The 21,509-nt window shown below is 71.2% G+C and carries 22 protein-coding genes and 4 pseudogenes; 10 read left to right on the top strand and 16 right to left on the bottom strand.

What is annotated here, in order from left to right:
• Nucleotides 1-34 precede the first annotated feature (34 nt).
• Nucleotides 35-175, bottom strand: coding sequence for a hypothetical protein (locus ACJX2R_RS32410; RefSeq protein WP_413103022.1), 141 nt, complete (start codon nucleotides 173-175; stop codon nucleotides 35-37).
• Nucleotides 176-213: 38 nt separating this feature from the next.
• On the opposite strand from ACJX2R_RS32410, the pseudogene ACJX2R_RS32415 reads away from it, so the two are divergent.
• A pseudogene (locus tag ACJX2R_RS32415) lies at nucleotides 214-336 on the top strand (short-chain dehydrogenase); the annotation flags it as partial.
• Nucleotides 337-372: 36 nt separating this feature from the next.
• Here the strand turns inward: ACJX2R_RS32415 and ACJX2R_RS32420 are convergent.
• Together ACJX2R_RS32420 and ACJX2R_RS32425 are read right to left on the bottom strand one after the other, a co-directional pair.
• Nucleotides 373-966: pseudogene (locus ACJX2R_RS32420) on the bottom strand (DUF4291 domain-containing protein).
• A 140-nt stretch (nucleotides 967-1,106) separates the two neighbouring features.
• On the bottom strand, nucleotides 1,107-1,538 hold the full coding sequence (locus ACJX2R_RS32425; protein WP_413103023.1) for a winged helix-turn-helix transcriptional regulator: 432 nt from the start codon (nucleotides 1,536-1,538) through the stop codon (nucleotides 1,107-1,109).
• Between the two features lie 146 nt (nucleotides 1,539-1,684).
• Between ACJX2R_RS32425 and ACJX2R_RS32430 the strand changes: the two genes are divergently transcribed.
• Nucleotides 1,685-2,434 (top strand): SDR family NAD(P)-dependent oxidoreductase, encoded by a 750-nt coding sequence (locus ACJX2R_RS32430; RefSeq protein WP_413103024.1) that lies wholly within the window; start codon nucleotides 1,685-1,687, stop codon nucleotides 2,432-2,434.
• A gap of 32 nt (nucleotides 2,435-2,466) precedes the next feature.
• Here the strand turns inward: ACJX2R_RS32430 and ACJX2R_RS32435 are convergent, their stop codons facing one another.
• Complete coding sequence (locus tag ACJX2R_RS32435; RefSeq protein ID WP_413103025.1) at nucleotides 2,467-3,243, bottom strand: hypothetical protein; 777 nt, start codon at nucleotides 3,241-3,243, stop codon at nucleotides 2,467-2,469.
• A complete protein-coding gene (locus ACJX2R_RS32440) occupies nucleotides 3,179-3,523 on the bottom strand; it encodes a hypothetical protein (RefSeq protein WP_413103026.1) in 345 nt (114 codons plus the stop codon). The genes ACJX2R_RS32435 and ACJX2R_RS32440 overlap by 65 nt, the downstream gene beginning before the upstream one ends.
• Here ACJX2R_RS32440 and ACJX2R_RS32445 point away from each other — a divergent pair.
• A pseudogene (locus tag ACJX2R_RS32445) lies at nucleotides 3,422-3,811 on the top strand (RidA family protein); the annotation flags it as partial. The gene ACJX2R_RS32440 and the pseudogene ACJX2R_RS32445 sit on opposite strands and share 102 nt — an antisense overlap.
• A 138-nt stretch (nucleotides 3,812-3,949) precedes the next feature.
• Here ACJX2R_RS32445 and ACJX2R_RS32450 read toward each other — a convergent pair.
• Both ACJX2R_RS32450 and ACJX2R_RS32455 read right to left on the bottom strand, forming a co-directional pair.
• Complete coding sequence (locus ACJX2R_RS32450; protein ID WP_413103027.1) at nucleotides 3,950-4,222, bottom strand: hypothetical protein; 273 nt, start codon at nucleotides 4,220-4,222, stop codon at nucleotides 3,950-3,952.
• Entirely contained in the window at nucleotides 4,219-4,572 is a 354-nt protein-coding gene (locus ACJX2R_RS32455) for a DUF6247 family protein (protein ID WP_413103028.1), read from the bottom strand. Before ACJX2R_RS32455 ends, ACJX2R_RS32450 begins: the two co-directional genes overlap by 4 nt.
• A 479-nt stretch (nucleotides 4,573-5,051) precedes the next feature.
• On the opposite strand from ACJX2R_RS32455, the gene ACJX2R_RS32460 reads away from it, so the two are divergent.
• Nucleotides 5,052-5,420: a hypothetical protein gene (locus ACJX2R_RS32460; protein WP_413103029.1), complete on the top strand. Its 369-nt coding sequence runs from the start codon at nucleotides 5,052-5,054 to the stop codon at nucleotides 5,418-5,420.
• A gap of 282 nt (nucleotides 5,421-5,702) precedes the next feature.
• Here the strand turns inward: ACJX2R_RS32460 and msrA are convergent, their stop codons facing one another.
• Together msrA and ACJX2R_RS32470 are read right to left on the bottom strand one after the other, a co-directional pair.
• Nucleotides 5,703-6,362, bottom strand: a complete 660-nt coding sequence (msrA, locus tag ACJX2R_RS32465; protein WP_262702929.1) for a peptide-methionine (S)-S-oxide reductase MsrA — start codon at nucleotides 6,360-6,362, stop codon at nucleotides 5,703-5,705.
• A gap of 198 nt (nucleotides 6,363-6,560) precedes the next feature.
• Nucleotides 6,561-7,658 carry a hypothetical protein gene (locus ACJX2R_RS32470; protein ID WP_413103030.1) on the bottom strand — a complete coding sequence of 366 codons (1,098 nt, stop codon included), beginning with the start codon at nucleotides 7,656-7,658 and terminating at the stop codon, nucleotides 6,561-6,563.
• A gap of 120 nt (nucleotides 7,659-7,778) precedes the next feature.
• Between ACJX2R_RS32470 and ACJX2R_RS32475 the strand changes: the two genes are divergently transcribed.
• Nucleotides 7,779-8,942, top strand: a complete 1,164-nt coding sequence (locus ACJX2R_RS32475) for a cystathionine gamma-synthase (protein WP_262702931.1) — start codon at nucleotides 7,779-7,781, stop codon at nucleotides 8,940-8,942.
• 96 nt (nucleotides 8,943-9,038) lie between these two features.
• Here the strand turns inward: ACJX2R_RS32475 and ACJX2R_RS32480 are convergent, their stop codons facing one another.
• From ACJX2R_RS32480 to ACJX2R_RS32490, 3 genes and pseudogenes are all read right to left on the bottom strand, one after another.
• The gene (locus ACJX2R_RS32480; protein ID WP_086886529.1) at nucleotides 9,039-9,293 is read right to left on the bottom strand and encodes a hypothetical protein; all 255 of its coding nucleotides are present in this window, start codon (nucleotides 9,291-9,293) and stop codon (nucleotides 9,039-9,041) included.
• 254 nt (nucleotides 9,294-9,547) lie between these two features.
• A pseudogene (locus ACJX2R_RS32485) lies at nucleotides 9,548-10,021 on the bottom strand (sigma factor-like helix-turn-helix DNA-binding protein); the annotation flags it as partial.
• A gap of 72 nt (nucleotides 10,022-10,093) precedes the next feature.
• On the bottom strand, nucleotides 10,094-10,594 hold the full coding sequence (locus ACJX2R_RS32490) for a MarR family winged helix-turn-helix transcriptional regulator (RefSeq protein WP_413103031.1): 501 nt from the start codon (nucleotides 10,592-10,594) through the stop codon (nucleotides 10,094-10,096).
• A 242-nt stretch (nucleotides 10,595-10,836) separates the two neighbouring features.
• Here ACJX2R_RS32490 and ilvA point away from each other — a divergent pair, with 242 nt between their 5' ends.
• The 3 genes from ilvA (at nucleotide 10,837) to ACJX2R_RS32505 (ending at nucleotide 14,230) form a co-directional block, all read left to right on the top strand.
• Nucleotides 10,837-12,225, top strand: coding sequence for a threonine ammonia-lyase (ilvA, locus tag ACJX2R_RS32495; RefSeq protein ID WP_413103032.1), 1,389 nt, complete (start codon nucleotides 10,837-10,839; stop codon nucleotides 12,223-12,225).
• A 245-nt stretch (nucleotides 12,226-12,470) separates the two neighbouring features.
• On the top strand, nucleotides 12,471-13,427 hold the full coding sequence (locus ACJX2R_RS32500; protein WP_413103033.1) for an ATP-binding cassette domain-containing protein: 957 nt from the start codon (nucleotides 12,471-12,473) through the stop codon (nucleotides 13,425-13,427).
• Nucleotides 13,424-14,230, top strand: a complete 807-nt coding sequence (locus ACJX2R_RS32505) for an ABC transporter permease (RefSeq protein ID WP_413103034.1) — start codon at nucleotides 13,424-13,426, stop codon at nucleotides 14,228-14,230. The genes ACJX2R_RS32500 and ACJX2R_RS32505 overlap by 4 nt, the downstream gene beginning before the upstream one ends.
• 114 nt (nucleotides 14,231-14,344) lie before the next feature.
• Here the strand turns inward: ACJX2R_RS32505 and greA are convergent, their stop codons facing one another.
• Both greA and ACJX2R_RS32515 read right to left on the bottom strand, forming a co-directional pair.
• Complete coding sequence (greA, locus tag ACJX2R_RS32510; protein ID WP_262702936.1) at nucleotides 14,345-14,842, bottom strand: transcription elongation factor GreA; 498 nt, start codon at nucleotides 14,840-14,842, stop codon at nucleotides 14,345-14,347.
• 188 nt (nucleotides 14,843-15,030) lie between these two features.
• Complete coding sequence (locus ACJX2R_RS32515; RefSeq protein WP_262702937.1) at nucleotides 15,031-15,435, bottom strand: DUF4307 domain-containing protein; 405 nt, start codon at nucleotides 15,433-15,435, stop codon at nucleotides 15,031-15,033.
• A gap of 97 nt (nucleotides 15,436-15,532) precedes the next feature.
• Here ACJX2R_RS32515 and mca point away from each other — a divergent pair, with 97 nt between their 5' ends.
• Both mca and ACJX2R_RS32525 read left to right on the top strand, forming a co-directional pair.
• A complete protein-coding gene (gene mca / locus ACJX2R_RS32520; RefSeq protein WP_262702938.1) occupies nucleotides 15,533-16,405 on the top strand; it encodes a mycothiol conjugate amidase Mca in 873 nt (290 codons plus the stop codon).
• Between the two features lie 7 nt (nucleotides 16,406-16,412).
• Complete coding sequence (locus ACJX2R_RS32525) at nucleotides 16,413-16,673, top strand: hypothetical protein (protein WP_413105994.1); 261 nt, start codon at nucleotides 16,413-16,415, stop codon at nucleotides 16,671-16,673.
• Nucleotides 16,674-16,896: 223 nt separating this feature from the next.
• Here the strand turns inward: ACJX2R_RS32525 and ACJX2R_RS32530 are convergent, their stop codons facing one another.
• Both ACJX2R_RS32530 and ACJX2R_RS32535 read right to left on the bottom strand, forming a co-directional pair.
• Nucleotides 16,897-20,175, bottom strand: coding sequence for a tetratricopeptide repeat protein (locus tag ACJX2R_RS32530; RefSeq protein WP_413103035.1), 3,279 nt, complete (start codon nucleotides 20,173-20,175; stop codon nucleotides 16,897-16,899).
• 192 nt (nucleotides 20,176-20,367) lie between these two features.
• Nucleotides 20,368-21,399, bottom strand: coding sequence for a helix-turn-helix transcriptional regulator (locus ACJX2R_RS32535; RefSeq protein ID WP_413103036.1), 1,032 nt, complete (start codon nucleotides 21,397-21,399; stop codon nucleotides 20,368-20,370).
• Between the last annotated feature and the right edge of the window lie 110 nt (nucleotides 21,400-21,509).

Genomic DNA, 21,509 nt, shown 5'->3' on the forward strand with positions numbered 1-21,509 from the left:
GGGTACGGCGGGGCGTCGGCGCCGGGCAGTGTGATCAGGGGGCGGGCGCGGATGTGCTGTCGACGTCGGTCGCCGTGAGGTGCCTCAACTTGGCCTCATCCGCGCTGCCGGGCACGGCAGTCAAGATCACGATCTTGAACTCGGAGTCACCGTCGGTCAGGACATCGCAGTCCAAGTCGACGGGGCCGACCCTGGGGTGCTCGACCGTCTTGCGGTCCTCGCGGTGTGCGGACCGTCACCGAGGGCACCGACGCGATCCTCCGCCTCGCGACCGAAGGGCCCGGCGCCGGGTCGGGACGCTTCATCGACCACACCGGGCCGATCGACTGGTCCTGATCGGCCGCGGCCGGCTGTTTCGGCGCACCGGCCCGGTCATCCCCGTAGGTGGGCGAGAAGGTCGTCCGCGGCGGGATGCGGACGCTCCTGGGGCAGCAGTCGGGCGGCGGAGTCCAGGTCGCCACCGCTGACGAGGGAGTGGATTTCGCGGGCGAGCGGGGTTACGTCGCGGATGGCGACCGTCCACTCGTCCGCGTAGCGCCGTACGGCCTCGCCGGAGAGGCCGAGTTGCAGGGAGCGATACGGCAGGGGCTGTAGGCGCAGGTCCCGCTCGGGATCCCACTGCACGCGGGCGGGCGCACGCTTCAACTGGCGCTGTCAGGTGGCTTGGTCGGGGTGTACGCCACGCACATAGCTCGACAGACTCGCGTGGCGCAGCGCCCACTCGAAGCCGTCACGGCCGATCTCGACGGCCAGGACGGTCTCCTGCCCCACTTTCGAGCCCCAGCCGCAGCGGTACATCATCCACAGGAACGACGGCTTGATCCATGTCATCCTGTCCCGCTTCCACCGGGCCGGGAAACGGCCCTCGTGGGCCGCGGGCAGGCCGATTTCGGGGGAGTACGCCTGGTAGACGGTGATCGTGGACTCCGAATGGACCGCACGGATCCCGCGTCGCGGATCTTCCATGATGTACAGCGTGGGGTGGGCCGGTTCAGGTGGCCACCGATTTTCGGCGGCCGACCCGCAGTAGCCCGATAGGCACACGTCGTCGGCCCGACAGGCGCATGTCATCGGCTCGATTGGTTTCAGCGTCCGCTCGAGTGGTTTCAGCGTCGGTTCGCCACGGCGGGCGGGATCGGTGTGTCGGCGTCGTACGCGGCCTGGGCCGCCTGGATCGTGCTGATGTGGTGGTCGACCCAGGTGACCAAGCCCTTGAGGCGTGGGACCAGATCCCTTCCCAGGGCGGTCAATTCGTAGGTGACCTGGATCGGCACGGTGGGGGTCGCGGTGCGGATGAGGAGCCCGTCACGGGTGAGGGCCCGCAGGGTCTGGGAGAGCATCTTCTCGCTGACGCCTTCGATGCGGGCGGCCAGCTCCGAGAAGCGATGCGGTCGGGTCATCAACGCCGTGAACACCAACGTGGCCCAGCGGCTGGTGATGTCGCCGAAGATCGGCCGGACCGGGCAATCGGCGGCGAAGCCGTTCGGCGAGCGCACCGGCTCCCGGTCACCGGTCGGCTCCGATATCGACTGGTTCATGGGTTAGGAGCTTACCCAAAGGTATGTACTTCCCTTTAGTGAGCCGCCCTCGTACGTTCATCCCGTTCGGCGGTCACGCCGAAGTCACAGCGCAGTCACCCCGCAGTCAGCACCGCGGTCACACCGGAGCGAGGAGCAGCAAGTCAATGGTCGATCTGAACGGACGTGTCGCCTTGGTGACCGGCGGCGGCAAGGGCATCGGCCGGGGAATCTCCGCCGCCCTGGCCGCCGCCGGTGCCGCAGTCGCGATCAACTACGCCACCGACCGCCGGGCCGCGGAACGGACCGTCGCCGACATCGTCGGCAGTGGCGGCAGCGCCGTCGCGGTGGCCGGTGACGTCGGAAACCCCGACGATGTCGAGCGTATGTTCGAGCAGACCGGTGCCGCCCTCGGTCCGGTCGACACACTGGTGAACAACGCGGCGTTCTACTCCTTCCAGTCGTTCCAGGACGTCACGCCGAGCGACTTCGACCGGCACTATCGGACCAACGTGCTCGGCGTGTTCCTCACCTGCCAGACCTTCGTCAAGCAAGTGCCCGGGGCCGGCGGATCGATAGTGAACATCTCGACCTCCGACATCTCCAGCAACAACCCCGGCTCAGCTCTCTACACCTCGACCAAGGGCGCCCTCACCACGCTGACCAGAGTCCTGGCCAATGAGCTGGGACCGCGGAACATCCGCGTCAACGCCGTCGCACCGGGCGCCACCGACACCGAGGGCGCCCGGGCCCTCGGCCTCATCAATGACGAGAACGTCGCCAGGGTCGCTGCCGCCACACCTCTCGGCCGCCTGGGGCAACCCGACGACATCGGCCCCGTGGTGGCCCTCCTCGCCTCCCAGGACGCCGCATGGATCACCGGCGACGTCGTCTTCGCCTCCGGCGGGTTGCGCTGACCCACCCACTCCTCTCGCGGCGCCCCACCCGTTCATTCGGGGTGGCGGGAGCCCGCCTCCCACGTGGCGAGGCATCGGCGCCCCGCCGAGAGTGCGTCGAGGGCCCGGGGCGACCCGCGCAGGCGGTCGGCCAGGGCATCCGTCATCGCGAGGAGGCAGCGGGGCTCCACCGAGCGGGCGGTGAAGTAGGCCGCGGCGAAGGCGAGCTGCCCGGTGAACACGCGCGCGTCGTCGACGAACACGGCCGCCGCCAGGGAGTCCAGCAACCGGCCCAGAATGCCGGTGCCCTCCTCGTGTTCCCTGCCCGAGGGGCCTGAGTCGACCCAGCCGCCCGAGCCGCAAGAGCCGCCCGAGCCGCAAGAGCCGCCTGAGGGGCCCGAGTCGCCCGGGATGCCCGGGATGTCCGAGCGTGTCCGCAACCCGGGGAACACAGCACGCGGCACATGGGCCAAGTCCGCCAGCAGCTCGGGCCGTCGTCTGACGAGTGCCGCGTACTCCTCCATGGCACCGGCCTGGACCGACGACTCCCCGCACAACACCGGCGGCCAGCGGTGAAGCAGCGCTTCCGCCGCGTCGCGGGCGTCTGCCGCGTACAGGTCAGCGCCCAGCGCGTACGCCCATGTGCCCCCGGGGCCGAACCCCGGGCCGCCCGCCATGACGGGGACACCGGCGCACTGGCAGGTCTCGATCTGCCGGTGTGCGAGCGGAAGGTTGAACGTCAGGGTGCACGAGAGAGCGACGACGTCAGGGCCGTACGCCTCCCGCGGCGAGCTGCGCCACCAGCGCCTCCTCGCCCCGAACGAGCTCACCGGGCAGCACGTCGTCGAGCGCGGCCACCTCGACCGCCACCTCCCCGGCGGGCCGGGCATCGCCCGGACCCGCGCGGTGCCAGTGCGTACGTCGTCCGCTCACGGGCAGGACGACCACGGACGCGTTCGCCAGTTTCGGGATCACCATCTCCACGAGCGCCCGGACGGTACGGCCGTGATGGAGCGACGCGCCCAGGCGCCGGGTGGTCTCCTCCAGGAAGGCGGACCTGTCGCGCTCGTCGAGGAGCGCGGCCTCAACGAGCCCCAGCAGCTCGCACAACCGTGCCGGGGCACTTCTCCGACGGCACCGAGCCCCCGTTGTCCCAGGGTCGGTGAGCTGATCTTCACCTCCGGGCAGGGGCCGCTCGACCCCGTTACGCACGAGATACCGGCCGACTTCGATGCCCAGGTGCGGCAGGTCCTGCTCAACCTCGTCGTGGTCTTCGACGCAGCTGGTAGCGGCAAGGACCTGATCGTCAAGTGCACCTGCTATCTCAGCGACCGCAGCCACTTCGCCGCCTTCAACCGCGTGTACGGGGAGTTCTTCGCGGATCGCTCTCCGCTGCCCGCCCGGACCACGGTGGTCACACAACTCGTGCGCGAGGGCGTACTCGTCGAGATCGACGGCGTCCGCCGGGGCCGCGCCAAGCGGGCAGGAGACGCCCGTGCCGCCGAGCCTGTGTTGCCATGTGCCCCCGGCGCCCGTCTAGAGGTCTTGGAACGGTGGCATGATGCGGACGATCACGATCAGCTGGTCTCGTGGTGCCACCAGGAAGAAGAAATAGCCGCCTGCCGCGTCCATGCGGCGTATCCCCCCTGCTCGCGGGCCGTTGCCGTAGTCGCTGACATCGACGCCCATGCTGGCCAGGTCGACCAGTTGCCCGGCGAGACGCTCCACTTCGGTCACCACGTGAGCGGGGATGCCGCCTGCCACGTGAGCGTGATCGGGGTCGTACTCCCAGCGCCAGCCGACGCTCATCGAGGTGGGAATCCGAGCGCGGCATGTGCATCGTCCAGGATCTTGCCGATTGCCGACGCGGCGCGTCGGGCCTGCGTCGCGTCGCCTGCCTCGGCGGCGTCCTCCCAGTGACGGAACTCTTTCGCGATGTTCGGCTGCCGCTGAATGTGGACGTAGACGGCCCACTGGGCGATGAACCGCTGGAGAGGGGCCAGGTCGGAAGCCTGCCGGGACTGGTCGGCGGCCTGATCCAGCTCCCGCGTGAAGGCGGGAAGGGCGGCGGGGGCGATCTGCGCGACGGCCTGGCGAAGGGCCGTGACGGTGGCAGGCGGCTGAGGGATGAGTGGCTGCCCAGTGGCGGAGGTGGTCATTGCTGCTCCCATGGGCGAGATTCTGATCTCTGGGAGCAGCGTATCGAGTGCGAGCCCGATCGCATCGCCCGAACGAGTGAGGGCGCGCCACCTCGGGCTCTGGCGGGGACAGTGTCCGAGCGCTCGGCGAAGTGGGGCTCCGGCCAGGAACCGCCCATCGACGGGTCACTCAGCTTGACGCCCGTGCGACGGGCCTGTGCTGCCATGCGGTCCCTCCAAAAGTGTGTGCCGCTCCAGTGGCCGTTCCGGGCGGCGTTTCGGTTTCGGAGCGCCGGAAGGAGCGGGCTCAGAGGAAGCTCAGAAATTCCTGTGACAGCCTGACGCGCCTCACGGGCCGGACAACGGGAGCCCGTGCGCGCGCGGACGTCGTGCTCGTTCCCCTGAGTGCCCTGGCGGTCGTGGTTGGCGCGATGTGGCCGAGTGCGGCCCGGCGGATGGGGGTTGTGCTTCCACTGCTGGCCCTCGTGACGCTGGCGAGCGTGCCCGTGGCCACGAATGCCGGCGAGTGGCTGGAGGAGCACGTCGACAGCGACGCCCTGGTGCGCAGGCACGCCGAACTGGGCGATGGGTTGCTTCCCTGGGCTGCGGGCCTGTTCGTGCTGGCGACGGCGGTCTGGTGGACGACCCGCAGGTCGACGTCGGTGGACGTGGCCCCCGGGGAGCGGACCCGGGCAGCCATGCCCCGGTCCGCGCTCGTGGTCCGTGTCGCGGTGGTGGTGCTCTCCGTCGTGGTGGCCGCGGGCGCCGTCGTGGACGTGTACCGGATCGGCGACTCCGGAGCGAAGGCCGCCTGGCATGACGGCTTCTCCAGGACCGCTGATGGCGGCGGACATGGTGACGACGACTGACACCCTCGGCTCGATTGCCAGTAGGTGCCGGCGGCCGTGGTGCTGCGTGTTGAGCAAACCGGGGTGGTGGTGCCGTGGCTCAGTCACCTGCGAGGAGCCCAGCGCTTGATGAAGCGTGGCTCCGGCCAATTGGTGATCGGTTTCGCTGGAGGCCGGGTAGATCTCCAGGAGTGAGAGGTACCCGTTCTCCGTGAACACCATGACCCCGGTGTCCTCCGGTACGAAGGATCAGAACCGGTCAGCAGGACCTTCAGCGTCTCCGTCGCGCCATGCCGGAGAGGTTCAGCCATCCGCCTTGGCCACGCCGATCGGGCAGGAGACGCCCGTGCCGCCGATGCCGCAGTAGCCTGCCGGGTTTTTGTCCAAGTACTGCTGGTGGTAGGGCTCGGCCGGGTAGAAGGGGCCCGCGGGGAGGATTTCGGTGGTGATCTCGCCGTAGCCGGAGCCGGTCAGGACGGACTGGTAGGCGGTGCGGGAGGACTCGGCCTCGGACTGCTGCTCGGGGGAGTGGGCGTAGATCGCCGAGCGGTACTGGGTGCCGACGTCGTTGCCCTGGCGGAAGCCCTGGGTGGGGTCGTGGGACTCCCAGAAGACCTTCAGGAGGGCGGCGTAGGAGGTGATCTTCGGGTCGAAGACGACGCGGACGGCCTCGGTGTGGCCGGTGAGGCCGCTGCACACCTCCTCGTAGGTGGGGTTCTCGGTGTGGCCGCCCTGGTAGCCGACGAGCGTCGTCCACACGCCCGGGGCCTGCCAGAACTTCCGCTCCGCGCCCCAGAAGCAGCCCAGGCCGAAGTCGGCGACGACCAGGCCCTCCGGGTACGGGCCGGTCAAGGGGTTGCCGAGGACCGTGTGGCGGTCGGGGACGCGGAAGCCCGGTTCGGGGCGGCCCTTCAGCGCCTCCTCGGCGGTGGGGAGGTGGTTCCGGTGGCGGCTGAACAGCATCTTCGGGCTCCTCGCGGGACGGGTGCGGCGGCTGCCACGTCCTTCGTCTTGGTCGTCTTGGTCGTACGTTCTTCGTGTTCTCGCGGTCTTCGTGTTCTTCGTGGTCTTCGGCGGCTTGCGAGTGCGCGACGCTCTTACTTCAACGGGTACGGGGCTATGGGAATTCCGGGCGCCTTACGGCCTCCTATCGCGGCAGCGTCACCGCGGCAGCGTCGCCGGGGTGCCGCCGCCGCCCTCCCAGCCCGCCACCGCCAGCGCCCGGTAGACCGTGTACTCGGCCGCCGGGTCCACCCCGTACGACCACGGGACCGCGCCCACGTGGCCGTCCACATGGCGCAGCTGCTCCAGCGCCTCCGCGTAGCGCTCCGCGCGGACCAGGAAGAAGACCAGCAGGTGGCGGACGTGTGGCAGCACCGGGTGGTCGGCGGGGGCCTGGCGGACGGCGTAGAGGGCGCCCTCCATCGCCTTGGTGATCACCTCGCTGCGGTAGAGGGTGCGCACGAGGTTGGCCTCCGGCAGGTGCTCGAAGACGCCGAAGAGGGGGAGGGCGGGCAGGAGGCTCTTCGCGGGGGCGGAGGCGGCGGCCGCGTGGGTGAAGGCGTCGGCGCGGTCCTGGGAGCCGTGCCACTTCTCGCACCAGTAGTGGAGGGCGGCCAGGTGGGCGCCCATGTGGTGCGGGGCGAGCTTGGTGACCTTGGTCCACAGCTCCTCGAAGTCGGCCTGCCGGTAGGCCAGACCGCGGGCCACGCCGAGTTCGACGATGAGTGGCACCGGGTCCTCCGGGGCCAGCCGGGCCGCCTCGTGGCAGACGTCCCGGGCCTCCTCCAGGATCATCCGGAAGTCCTGCGAGGACGGGTCGAGCAGCGCCTGGCGGACCAGGAACTCCGCGTGCACCGCCGCCGCGCCCGGGTCCTCGGGGGCCGCCACCCGCCAGGTGCGCAGCCACATGCCGCCCTGGCCGGGGGCCTGGGCGAGCTCGAAGGCCGCGGCCCCGGCCAGCGTCTGCACCCGCTGCCAGCGCAGCTCCGAGGTGGCCTCGGTGAGTGCGAGCAGACGGGCGGCCGGCTGCCAGTCCTGCCGGGCCTGGACCTCCTCCAGCGCGTCGATCAGCCGCTGGTCCGGGCCGGGCAGCCGTACGTCCAGCCGCTCGCGCGGGACGAAGCCGTACTCCTGCGGGTCCGAGGCGCGCATCGCACCCTGCACGGCCCCGCGGCCCCCGCGCATCCGCCGCACAGCCGGTACGACGATCAGCCCGCCGATCATGACGATGGCGATGAGGAAGATCAGAAGCTCCATGAGGTGTCCCCGTGTGAAGGCCCGTAACGGCTTGTGGTGCGGAACGGCTTGTGGTCCAGCCTATGCGCCCCGGCGGTCGTTGAATCCAGCACGGGCGCGTCGGGCGTTACGCTCGGGCCCATGAGCCACCAGCACCCCCAGGGGCATCCTCAGAGTTTCGAGACGCTCGCCATCCACGCGGGCCAGGAGGCGGACTCCCTCACCGGCGCCGTCGTCCCCCCGATCTACCAGGTCTCCACCTACAAGCAGGACGGCGTGGGGGGCTTGCGGGGCGGCTATGAGTACAGCCGTTCCGCCAACCCCACCCGCACCGCGCTCGAGGAGAACCTGGCGGCGCTGGAGGGCGGCCGCCGCGGCCTGGCCTTCGCCTCGGGTCTCGCCGCCGAGGACTGCCTGCTGCGCACGCTGCTGGTGCCGGGCGACCACGTCGTGATCCCGAACGACGCGTACGGCGGTACGTTCCGCCTGTTCGCGAAGGTCGTGGAGCGCTGGGGCGTGGAGTGGTCGGTCGCCGACAGCTCCGACCCGGCGGCGGTACGGGCCGCGCTCCGCCCCCGTACGAAGGTGATCTGGGTCGAGACCCCCAGCAACCCGCTGCTCGGCATCACCGACATCGCCGCCGTCGCCGATGTCGCCCGCACCGCGGGGGCCCGGCTGGTGGTGGACAACACCTTCGCCAGCCCCTACCTCCAGCAGCCGCTCGCGCTCGGCGCGGACGTCGTGGTGCACTCCACCACCAAGTACATGGGCGGGCACTCGGACGTCGTCGGCGGTGCGCTGATCGTCTCCGACACCGGCCTCGGCGATGAACTCGCCTACCACCAGAACGCGATGGGCGCCATCGCCGGGCCCTTCGACTCCTGGCTGGTGATGCGCGGCATCAAGACCCTCGCGGTCCGGATGGACCGGCACAGCGCCAACGCCACGCGGATCGCGGAGATGCTCACCGCGCACCCCAAGGTGACCCAGGTCTACTACCCGGGGCTGCCGGAGCACGCGGGGCACGAGATCGCGGCCAAGCAGATGCGGGCCTTCGGCGGCATGGTGTCGTTCCGGGTCGCGGGCGGCGAGGAGGCGGCGGTCGAGGTGTGCGACCGGGCGCGGCTGTTCACGCTGGGGGAGTCCCTCGGCGGTGTCGAGTCGCTGATCGAGCACCCGGGGCGGATGACGCACGCCTCGGCGGCGGGCTCGGCGCTCGAGGTGCCGGCCGATCTCGTACGGCTGTCGGTCGGCATCGAGTCGGTCGACGATCTGCTGATGGATCTGGGCCAGGCTCTGGGCTGACGCCTGGGCTGCGGATTTTTGAGGGTGGTCGCGACCCCTCGAGTGTCACCACCCCTCGAGTGTCACCACCCCTCGAGTGTCACCACCCCTCGAGGGTCACCACCCCTCGAGGGGAGGGGTGGTGTCGGTGGGCGGCGGCGCGGCCCACGGTTCGACGATCGCCGCCCAGACGCCGAACGCGACGACCGCGGCGAGCAGCAGCAGCCACCCGATGGTGCGCACCACTTGGTGGCGGTGGAGCATTCGCCGCCCCCGTTCGGCCGCCCGGCCCGCCAGATCCGGCGGCAGCGCCGGATGCGGGCCCTCCAGCATTCGGCGGACCTCGGTCTCCTTGCGGTCGGGGAAGCTCATGGGGCGGCCCCGGCTCCGGCCTCGGCCCCGGCTCCCGCCCCGGCGTCGGCCCCGGTCCCGGCGTCGGCTCCTGCCCCTGTTGCGCCGGTGGCCGCGCGGCTGCCGGTGGTGCCGGTGGTGCCAGTGGTGCCTGTGGTGTCAGTGGCGCCGGTTGATGGTGGCGTTCCGGCGGAGGACTGCGTTCCGGCGGACGGAGGCTGCCCGCCAGAGCGTGGCGTTCCGCTAGAGGATGACGTTCCACCGGATCGTGGTGTCCCGGCGGACGGTCGCGTTCCGGTCGTGCCGCGCCGGGTCGCCGCGCTGCGCATCGCCGCGACCGCGCGGGTGCAGATCGCCCGGACCCGCTCGACCGGGAGCCCGAGCGCCGCCGCCGTCTGCTCCTCCGCGACCCCCTCGTACAGCCGCAGCACCAGCACCAGCCGCTCCTGCGGGGTGAGCCGGGCCAGGGTGCCGCCGCGCGGGCGGCGGTAGCGGTGGCCCCGGTGGGCGAAGAGGGCGGCCAGCGTCCGGCGGGTGTGGTCGTACGGATCCTCGCCGCGCAGCCGGTCCCAGCGGGCGTACGTGCGCGCGAGCGCGGCGGTCAGCAGGCGCTCGGCGGCTTCGGTATCCCCCGTCGGCTCCCCCGTGAGCAGCGTGGCCGCATGCAGCAGTCGGCCACCCGCGCCCGCGACGAATGCCTCGAACTCCCGGGCCCGGCGGCCATCCCGTGCTGCCCGCCGCTCTCGCACCACGCCCTCCGCCTCCCGTTCCTTTTAGGACACGGCAGGCACAGGCACCTGGTCAAGATGTCTGCGCCGGGCTCAGGTGGCGGGCGTCGCCTGCGGCACCGTGGTGTGGGCGGCGGAGAGTGCGGTGTTGAAGCGGGTCAGGAGGTCGCAGAAGAGATCGCGCTCCTCCGTCGTCCAGTCCCCGGTCACGCGGGACATCAGATCGCGCCGTGACGAACGCACCTCCTCCAGGCGGGCCTTGCCGCGCGGGGAGAGCTGAAGCACGACCGCGCGGCCGTCCTCGGGGTGCGAGGTGCGCTTGACCATGCCGGAATCGACCAGCGGGGCGACCTGGCGGGTCACGGTGGACGAGTCGATGCCCATGCTCCCCGCAAGCGCCTTGACCCCCATTGGGCCTTCCTGGTCGAGCCGGTTGAGCAGCAGATACGCGGCTCGGTCCATGGAGTTGCGGGCCTGGCCGACGCCGCCGAGCCGGGTCTGTTCCGCACGGCGGGCGAAGACGGCGACCTGATGCTGGAGTGCGTCCAGTACGCCGGTGTCGAGTTGAGTCGTCATGTCCGATTGGGTGGGCATGGCCTAGGGCTCACTTCATGCGGTGGTCTGTGGGATGTGGCACAGAGTACGCGGCCGGGGGCCCGCCCGTACGGGGGCTGCAAAAACCTGACGGCCCTCGAGCCACAACCTGCCGTATCTGAGCCGTTCCCCGGCGCCGTGGCCCGTCGGCGGGCCCTCGTCTGGCACCGGCATGACACCAACCCCCGCCACCGATTCGGCCCGCCGGGGCCTGTCGGGGGTGAGCTGCGAGACTGGGGACCATGGCTGCACGACACGGCGACGAGATCGGGCCCGGTTCCGGGCCCGGCCCGGCCTCGCACCTCACCTCTCCCGCCACCCTTCCCGCCCCCGCCCCTGAGTCCGCTCCCGCTCCTGCCACCGCGTCCGCCCCCGCGTCCGCGTCCGCGGGTTCCGTATCCGGAGGTTCCGCCTCCAGGGGGTCCGGGACGACGATCACCCTCGATGACGTCCGCAGCGCGCAGAAGACGCTCTCGGGGGTCTCCCGGCTCACCGCGCTCGAGGGCAGCCGCTATCTGTCCGGGCTGGTCGGCGCGCCGGTCCACTTCAAGTGCGAGAACCTCCAGCGCACCGGGTCGTTCAAGCTGCGCGGCGGCTATGCGCGGATCGCGGGGCTCAGCCCCGAGGAGCGGGCGGCCGGGGTGGTCGCGGCGAGCGCCGGGAACCATGCGCAGGGCGTCGCCCTCGCGGCCTCGCTGCTGGGGGTGCGCTCGACGGTCTTCATGCCCGAGGGCGCGCCGCTGCCGAAGATCGCGGCCACCCGGGACTACGGCGCCGAGGTGCGGCTGTGCGGCCAGCTCGTGGACGAGACGATGCGGGCGGCGAAGGAGTACGCCGAGCGCACGGGCGCGGTCTTCATCCACCCCTTCGATCACCCGGACATCATCGCCGGGCAGGGCACGGTGGGGCTGGAGATCCTGGAGCAGTGCCCCGAGGTGCGCACCGTGGTGGTGGGCATCGGCGGGGGCGGGCTGGCGGCCGGGATCGCGGTGGCGGTGAAGGCGCTGCGGCCGGATGTGCGGGTGGTGGGGGTGCAGGCGGAGGGCGCCGCGGCGTATCCGCCGTCGCTGGCGGCCGGGCGGCCGGTGACGATCGACGCGCCCGTGACGATGGCGGACGGCATCAAGGTGGGGCGGCCGGGCGATGTGCCGTTCCGGATCATCGAGAACCTCGTCGACGAGGTCCGTACGGTCACCGAGGACGAGCTGTCCAGTGCGCTGCTGCTCTGTCTGGAGCGGGCGAAGCTGGTGGTGGAGCCCGCGGGCGCGAGCCCGGTGGCCGCGCTGCTTTCGGCGCCGGAGTCCTTCGAGGGGCCGGTGGTCGCGGTGCTCTCGGGGGGCAACGTCGATCCGCTGCTGATGCAGCGCATCCTGCGGCACGGCATGGCCGCGGCGGGGCGTTATCTGTCGCTGCGGCTGCGGCTCACCGACCGGCCGGGGGCGCTGGCCACGCTGCTGGGGGTGCTGTCGACGCTGGACGCCAATGTGCTCGACGTCAGCCATGTCCGCACCAACCCGCGGCTGGGGCTGAGCGAGGCCGAGGTGGAGCTGCACCTGGAGACGAAGGGGCCGGAGCACTGCGAGGACGTCCGGGAGGCGCTGCGCGGCGCCGGGTACACGGTGATGGCCTGACGCCGGGAACGGGTCCGGGCCTGAGTCAGGGAACGCGTCTGGGCCCGAGCCCGGGAACGGGGCTGCTCTCGCGGGGGTAGGGGCTCCCTCGCGGCTCGCATTCTTCAATTTTGTTCGCCTCGCGTATGTCGCGATGTATCGCGTCTCGGTTACGATTGCCGTCCAGTTGCTGCCGAGCGCTGCCCATATGGGCGGACTTATGCCTTGATTGAGTGTGGAACTGACCCAACCTCGGGAGTGCCAACATGCCAGGCGCTATTCACGCCGAGGGTCTGGTGAAGACCTTCGGTGACGTAAGGGCTCTGGACGGCGTCGATCTCGACGTACCGGAAGGAACCGTGCTCGGACTGCTCGGCCCCAATGGCGCCGGCAAGACCACCGCGGTGCGCGTGCTCACCACGCTGCTGCGCCCGGACAGCGGATCGGCGGTGGTCGCGGGGATGGACGTGCTCAAGAACCCCAACGAAGTCCGTCGCTCCATCGGGTTGTCCGGCCAGTTCGCCGCCGTGGACGAATATCTGACCGGCCGTGAGAACCTCCAAATGGTCGGCCAGCTCTACCAGATGGGAGCGCGGGAGGCCAAAGCCCGCGCGAGCGAGCTGCTGGAGCGGTTCAGCCTCGCGGAGGCGGCCGACCGCACCGCCAAGACGTACTCCGGCGGCATGCGCAGGAGGCTGGACCTCGCCGCGGCCCTGGTGGTCAGCCCGCCCGTGATGTTCATGGACGAGCCCACCACCGGTCTGGACCCGCGGAACAGACAGGCGCTGTGGGAGGTCATCCAGGAGCTGGTGGCCGGCGGTACGACGCTGCTGCTGACCACGCAGTATCTGGAGGAGGCGGACCATCTGGCGCATGACATCTGCGTGATCGACCGTGGCCGGGTCATCGCCCGCGGCACCTCCGACCAGCTCAAGGCCCGTACGGGCGGTGAGCGCGTGGAGGTCGTGGTGCATGAGCGCGAGGACATCGCGGCCGCCGAGGAGGTGCTGCGGGTCCTGGGCAAGGGCGAGACGACGGTGCAGGAGCACACCCGTAAGGTCACCGTCCCGGTCGTGGGCGGCGCCAAGCTGCTCGCCGAGGTCATCCGCGAACTGGACACCCGTGGTGTCGAGATCGACGACATCGGGCTGCGCCGCCCGACCCTGGACGACGTATTCATCTCGCTCACCGGCCATGGCGCCGGGAAGGGGGAGGCGAAATGAGCACGATGGGCGATTCCCTGGTCATCGCCCGACGGAATCTGATCCGGATGACCAGAATTCCGGAGATGGTCCTCTTTGGTCTGGTTCAGCCGGTGATGTTCGTGATTCTCTTCACCTACGTCTTCGGCGGCTCGATGAAGATCGGCAACAGCACCGACCCGGACATCTACAAGAACTTCCTGATGGCCGGGATCTTCGCGCAGACCGTGACCTTCGCCACCGCGGGCGCGGGCGCCGGGATCGCGGAGGACATGCACAAGGGGCTGATCGACCGGTTCCGCTCACTGCCGATGGCCCGGGGCGCGGTGCTCACCGGCCGGACCTTCGCCGACCTGGTGCAGACGACGCTCACCCTGGTAGTGCTGGCCGTCGTCGCGCTGATCGTGGGCTGGCGCCCCGGCTTCGCGGAATCGACCAACATCGGGCAGATCCTGGGCGGCTTCGGTCTGCTGCTTCTCCTGGGGTACGCCTTCACCTGGATCGGGGCGCTGATCGGGCTGTCCGTCCGCACCCCGGAGGCGGCGACCTCCGGCGGTCTGATCTGGCTGTTCCCGGTGACGTTCATTTCGAACGCCTTCGTGGACTCCAGTCAGATGACCCCGTGGCTGCGGCACATCGCCGAATGGAATCCGTTCAGCGCCACCGTGCAGGCGTGCCGTGAGCTGTTCGGCGACCCCGGTCTGTCCCAGTCCGGTGCCTGGCCGATGCAGCATCCGGTCTGGGCGTCGCTGATCTACTCGGCCCTGATCATCGTGGTCTTCCGGACGCTGGCGGTGCGCAAGTACCGCTCGGCGACCGCCTGAACGCCTGACCGCCTGAGCCGGTTCTGCCGGGAGCGCGCTGCCTGAGGGATTCTTCCGGGGGTACGGGGGCGAGGGGGAGCCCCGGCCGCTCGGCCGGGGCTCCACGCCGGGCGTTCAGCCCTGGTAGGGCTTGGCCTCCAGGATTCGCACCGAGGCGGTGCGGCCGTTGGGCAGTTCGTACTGCGCGTCCTGGCCGACCTTCTTGCCGTTCACACCCGAACCCAGCGGGGACTGCGGCGAGTAGGTCTCGACGTCCGCGCTCGCGTACTCACGGGAGGCGAGCAGGAAGGTCAGGGTGTCGTCGGGGTCGCCGTCGAAGGCGATGGTGACCACCATGCCGGGGGCGACCACGCCGGTGTCCGCGGGTGCCTCGCCGACCTTCGCCTGCTGGAGCAGCTGCGTCAGCTGACGCACTCGGAGCTCCTGCTTGCCCTGCTCCTCCTTGGCGGCGTGGTAACCCCCGTTCTCCCGGAGGTCACCCTCCTCCCGGGCAGCCTCGATCTTCTTCGCGATCTCGACACGTGCGGGACCCGACAGGTACTCCAGCTCCGCCTTGAGCTGGTCGTACGCCTCCTGGGTCAGCCAGGTGACGTTCTCGCTGGTCTGGGTCACAGGTGCTCCTCGTCGGTACTGGGAATACAAATGAACGCCCTACTCAGAAGGGTGCGCCTTCGTAGCCGGGCGAAACCACGAGCCTAACAATTCCGGCAAGAAACGGGGAGGAGGGAACTGGGAGCAATGCGTAGGAAACGCGTCAGCGCTGGTCAGATCGGGGCAGGCACCCGACACGTCCAGTTCGATTATCGAACAGGCTCGCACCCGATCAACTCGGCGCTGGTCGCCCTGGCCGTGGTCCGCACGGTCACGACCTTGACCATGTCCTCCCGGGGCTGGCCGAAGGTGAAGTCCTTCCGGCCAACCTCGTCGTGGTACTCGTCCAGGGTGCGCACCGTGCAGACACCCGTGGCGTCCTTGTCCTTGGTGATCTCCAGCCGGACGTCGACGGCATCGTCGGCGACCACCTTGAAACCGGTCAACCGGCCGCTGACGTCCTGACCGGCGATGTAGTCGTACCCGAACCACGCGATCAGGGCCAGCAGCCCGGCACCGAGCACGGCGCCGACGATCTTCAGCGTCCGGTCGGCACGCGCGTCCGCGGACCGGCCGTAACGCCCGTCGGGCAGCCCCTCGCGTACCGCGGCCATGGGCGTTCCTCCTGCTGGGGGAGAGATCGGAATTATTCGTCCCCGGTTTAGGTCACTATAGAAGCCGTCTTCCACGACGAATCACTGAGGATCGAACTTGACTGAGCAGCTGCGTTTGATGGCCGTGCACGCGCACCCGGACGACGAGTCGAGCAAGGGCGCGGCCACCATGGCCAAGTACGTGTCCGAGGGGGTGGACGTGCTGGTCGCCACCTGCACAGGCGGGGAGCGCGGCTCCATCCTCAACCCCAAGCTCCAGGGTGACCCCTACATCGAGGAGCACATTCACGAGGTCCGCGCCAAGGAGATGGACGAGGCGCGCCAGATCCTCGGCGTCAGGCAGGAGTGGCTGGGCTTCGTGGACTCCGGACTGCCCGAGGGCGATCCGCTGCCGCCACTGCCCGAGGGCTGCTTCGCGCTCCAGGACGTGGAGGCCGCGGCGGAGCCCCTGGTGAAGCTGATCCGCACGTTCAAGCCGCAGGTGATCACCACCTATGACGAGAACGGCGGTTATCCGCACCCCGACCACATCATGACCCACAAGATCTCGGTGGTGGCCTTCGAGGCGGCCGGTGACCCCGAGAAGTACCCGGAGGCGGGGGAGCCCTGGCAGCCGCGGAAGCTCTACTACAACCAGGGCTTCAACCGGGCGCGCACCGTGGCGCTGCACGAGGCGCTGCTGGCCCGCGGGCTGGACTCGCCGTACGGGGAGTGGCTGGAGCGCTGGAAGACGTTCGGGCGGCCCGAGCGCACCCTGACCACCTATGTGCCCTGCGCCGACTTCTTCGAGATCCGCGACAAGGCGCTGATCGCGCACCGTACGCAGATCGACCCCGACGGCGGCTGGTTCCGGGTGCCCATGGACATCCAGAAGGAGGTCTGGCCCACCGAGGAGTACGAGCTCGCGAAGTCGCTCGTGGACACTTCCCTCCCCGAGGACGACCTCTTCGCGGGCATCCGCAACAATTGAGCCCATGATGAGCGCCACCAGCACCCTCGCCATGACGCATCTCGTCCCGCTCGCCAAGGACCTGGACGAGAACAAGGTGACCCCGGGCGTCCTCGGTTTCATCGTCTTCGCCGTGATCGGCGGGGCGGTGTGGCTGCTGATGAAGTCCATGAACAAGCACATGAAGCGGGTGGACTTCGAGGAGGCACCGGAGGAGCCCGGCAAGGCTCCGGCGGCTGCCCCCACCGAAGGTGCCAAGGGCACCAAGGGCGAGGAGCGCACGGCCTGACCCCTGGCCGGGCCCGACCGCGTGTCCCGCGAGCGGGACCCCACGGCCCGGTCACGACCCGGCCGGGCATCCCCGGCGGCCCCGGCCAGACCTCACGGCCCGGCCTCTCTGTGCGCTCCGCGCGGCTCAGCGGATCGGCGGAAGTCGGCCGCGGTTCGACACGACCGGCCACGACGGTGCCGCAGACGAACGACGGCATCCCCGTGCACGTCCAGCGGAGCGGCTAGGCGCGAGGCCGGTCCGGCAGCACGGCCATGACCTCGCGCGAGTGGCGGCTCGGCACCATGCCGAGCTGCCATGCCTGCCACCCCGTCTCCGGCTCGACGCCGCGCTCCAGCACCAGCGCGAACGCCTCCGCGCACCCCTCCAGCCGGGAATCGCCCGCCGTGCCCTCCTCGCGCATCTCCCGCAACAGCTCCGCCAGCTCCTCCTGGGCCACCGCCGTGCCGATCACCGAGCCGCCCGCGGAGGCGAACGGCAGCAGCGTGCAGCGCAGGAAGCGGGCCCAGGAACGGCCGCGCCGGTCCCCGTACCCCGCGAACAGCACGGCCGCCTCGTCCACCAGCTCCAGCGCCTGCGGCGGCTTGCCGTTTCCCGCGTCGATCACCGCCAGCTCGATACAGGACCATGCCTCGCCATGGGCCACGCCCACCCGGCGGAAGTCCTGCCGCGCGTCCTGGAGCAGCTGCCGGGCGAAGCCGCTGTTGCGCAGCGAGCCCGTCTGCGCCGCCCGCAGATCGCGGGTGACCCGGGCCGAGTGATGCCGGGCACACGCCAGCCCGTACACATCCCGCATCCGGCTGAACATCGTGCGGGCCCGCTCCAGCTCGCGCACCGCCGAGTCGTGGTCGCCGCGCTCCTCCAGCGCCTGGCCCAGGTAGTACAGCGTCCAGGCCTCACCGCGCGCGTCCTCGTTCTCCCGGTGGCGGGTGAGAGCCTGGCGCAGCTGGTCGACGGCCACCGACGCCTCCCCGGCCACCAGCCGGGCCCGGGCGAGCTGGGTGAGCGCCCATGCCTCACCGCGCTGGTCATGGGTGCGGCCGTAGGCGTCCAGCGCGTCCCCCAGCTCGGCCTCGGCGCGCGGCACATCGCCCATCCGCAGACAGGCCTGGCCGAGCTGGAAGTGCGCCCATGCCTGGCCGTGCAGGCTCTCGCTCTCCTCATGCAGCTCCAGGGCCTCGCCCAGCAGCTCCAGCGCCTCGGCCAGCCCGCCGCGGTCGCGCTCCACCGCCGCCAGGGCGTGCATCGTCCAGGCCCGGTCGCCGCGCAGCTCCTCGGCCCCCTGGAGCTCCAGTGCCTCGCGCAGCTTCGCCGCGGCCTCCGCGAGATTGCCCTGGTGGTGCAGGGTGATGCCGAGACTGCACAGGGCGCGGGCCGCGCCCGCCTGGTGCTGGGCCTCGAAATACAGGTCCACCACCGAGGAGAGCGTGGTGCGCGCCTGGTCCAGCTCGCCGAGCTGGCGGGCCGCGATACCGGTGCGCCACTGCACGGACCGCATCAGCAGCCCCTGGTCGACGGCCTGGGTGAGCTCGCTGATCTCGCCCAGCCGGTAGAGATCGCCGCGCAGCAGGCAGTAGTCGCACAGCGCGCCCAGGAGGTGCAGCACCGCGGACTGGTCCACACCCTCGGCATGGCGCAGCGCGGCGGTGATGAAGCTCGATTCGTCGTCCAGCCAGCGCAGCGCCGCGTCCAGCGAGGCGAAGCCATGGGCCGCGCCCTTGCCGAAGATGTCGGCACGGGTGGAGGTCTTGCCGTCGACCAGCCGGATCACCGAGTCCGCCAGCTCGGCATAGCTGCGGATCAGCCGCTCCTGCGCGGCGGTGCGCTGCTCCGGCGGCTCCTCGTCGAGCAGCCGGGCATGGGCGAAGGAGCGCACCAGGTCATGGAGGCGGTAGCGGCTGCCCCGCACATGCTGGATCAGCCCGGCCCGGCCGAGCGCCGCCAGATGGCGGCCGGCCTCCTGCTCATCGGCGTCCAGCAGCGCCGCGGCCGCCGCGCCGCCCAGGCTGGCCCGCCCGGCCAGCGCCAGCCGGCGCAGCAGCCGCCGGGCGCCCTCCTGCTGGTCGGTGTAGCGCAGCCACAGGGTGCGCTCGATCGCGCCCACCGGGCCGTACGCCTCCAGGTCGGTGACCAGGGCGGCGGGGGAGCGGGGGCCGAGCGAGGAGCCCGCGATCCGCAGCGCCAGCGGCAGCCGCCCGCACAGCTCGGCGATCCGCTCCACGGACTGCCCGTCGTAGGGGCCCGCGCCGGTGGGCTCCTCGGCGGAGGCCCGCAGCAGCTCCTCGGCGCCCGGCTCGTCCAGCGGGCCCACCTCGATCCGGTGCACCCAGGCGGCGAGGTCGTCCGGCAGGCCGAGCGGGGTGCGTGAGGTGATCAGGACCAGGCCGTCGGACCGCTCGGGGATCAGCGTGCGCACCTGCTCGGCGTCGCGGGCGTCATCGAGCACGATGGTGACCGGCAGCCCGGTCAGATATTGGTGATACAGCTCGGTGAGCCGTCTGATGTGCTGGTCCTGCGAGGAGCGCTCCCGGAAGAGCAGCTGGTCCCGGGGTGCGCCGAGCCGGTTCAGCAGATGCAGCAGCGCGTCGCGGGTGGGCAGCGGGGCCTGCTCGGGGCTGTCGCCGCGCAGATCGACCAGACACGCGCCGCGGAACTCATCGCGCAGATGGTGGGCCGCCCGCACGGCCAGCATCGTCCGGCCGGAGCCCGGCGGGCCCTCCAGCAGTACCACCGTGGGCTTGGTCTCGGTGGCCGCGCGGGCCTGCCGCACCCACTGCGCGATCTGTGTGATCTGGGCATGGCGCCCGGCGAACGGGCCGTCCGCCTCGGGGAGATGGGCGAAGGACTGCTCCAGCACGGTGCGCCTGCGGGCCGCCTGGCTGCGGTCCGCGCCGCGCAGCTTCGGCTGCCCGGTGGCGGAGGCCATGCGCTTCGCCGAACCGCCGCCCTGGCGGGTGGCGGCCGTGGTCATCCGGTGCTGGTCGATGAACGGCCGGATGCCCCGCACCTCGACCGCCGTGAGCCACTGAAGCCGCAACTGCTCGGCGCCACCGGGCTGGTTGCGCAGCGCGGCCTGGCGGTGGGCGGCCGGCCAGTGGCCCGCGGTGAGCTTGACGACGGCGGCGGCCGACCCGGCCACGGCGGCCGTGACCCCCGCACCGAGCGCCGTGCCCGCCGAGGTGCCGTACCCGAGATCCGCGCCGAAGGCCGCCACCGCGGCGACCGCCGCGGCCAGCGCGGGGGTGCCCAACTGCCCGCGCGACAGCCGGGCGGAGAGCGGTCTGCTGCCCGCGTCCGACTCGTCCAGCGCGCGCACATACGCCCCGTACTCCTCCGCGGCGGCGGCCGTCATCTCGTCCAGCGCGCCGCGCGCCCGGCTGAGCAGCACCCCGCCGTCGGTGCGCCCGCCCGAGCGGCGCACCTCCTCCTCCACGGCCCGCGACAGCAGCCGCTCCACTTCCGTCCGGTGGCTGTCCCGCAGCACCGCCAGTGACGCCGGCATGGTGATCCCCCTCCTGGAGCAGTGCCCTCAGTCTTCCGTTTCTGGCTCCTATCCGGCAGTCCTGTGGATAACTCCCCTGTGGATAACTTCGTCTGTCTCGCCGGGTCGGGGAGGATGGACCCATGCCGAACCATCCGGGGCCCGCGGGCCGTTTGGGAGAACGGCCTCCGGCTCAGCCGGTTTTGACGGGGGTCAGGGTGAATCCGTCGTTGGGCCTCCCCGCGAGGAACTGGGCCAGCCCACCGCTGAGCGCGTACTTCGTCCCGCCAGGTCCCACGGTGATGTCGCTGGTGATGGGGTCCTCGACGGTGTTACGCGGGCGGGGGCGTCGGCGGCGGGGTGGGCGGCTGCCGACGTGCCCGCGGCGGGCTGGAGGGTCTGGTTGAGCAATCGCAGCGCTGCCTGGGAGGCGGAGCCGGGCGCGGCCGTCGTCACCACCAGCCGGATCCCCTGCCCCCGGGGCACCGGGAGCGAGTGCTGGAGCACATCCAGCTCCCCGACCGTCGGATGGCGCATCCGGTACTCGGCCATGTCCCAGGCGCGCATCCGGTGCTGAGCCCACAGCGCGGCGAACTGCGGGCTGCGCATGGTCAACTCGCCGATGAGAGAGGCCAGACGCGGGTCGTCCGGATATTCGCCGACCGCCTGCCGCAGCTTGCCCACCACGTCCCGTGCCTTCCTGGGCCAGTCCACGTACAGGTCCCGCGTGTGGGCGTCCAGGAACACCAGCCGGGCGGTGTTGGGCCGCGTGGCCGCTCGATCCGGGCTGTCCGGGGCCAGGTGCCCGGCGAACAACGCATGCCCGGCGCGGTTCCACATCAGGATGTCCGAGCGCCGGCCGAGGACGACCACGGGTGAGTCCCCGAGGGCGTCCACCAGTTGGCGCACCGCCGCGGTGACCCGCTCGGCGGGGAGCCGGCGGCGGCGCTGCCGGGCATCACCGGACGAGGTGTGCAGGTGGCGCCGCTCCGCTTCATCCAGCCGCAGAGCCGTGGCCGGCGCGTCGAGGACCTGCGGCGAGGCGTTGAGCGACAGCCCCTGTTCCAGCCGGATGTAGTAGGCCACGCTGACACCGGCCAGCCGGGCCAGTTCCTCACGCCGCAGCCCCGGCACCCGCCGCCGGTCGCCGTAGTCCGGCAGCCCCACGTCGGCCGGCTTCAACTGCGCCCGACGCGTGGACAGGAACTCACCGAGGAGGGACTTGCCGCGCGTTGTGTCGTCCATGCGGCCGAGTATGGTCAGGCTCTCCGCGTCCAGCCTGCCCCTGGGAGTAGCAGCCACGGGGCCGCGGAGCCCCGGCCTGGTGTGCTGGGCCGGGCGGTCCGGAGCGTGCG

The organism is Streptomyces sp. Inha503, assembly GCF_047215865.1.
GTDB lineage: Bacteria > Actinomycetota > Actinomycetes > Streptomycetales > Streptomycetaceae > Streptomyces > Streptomyces lycopersici.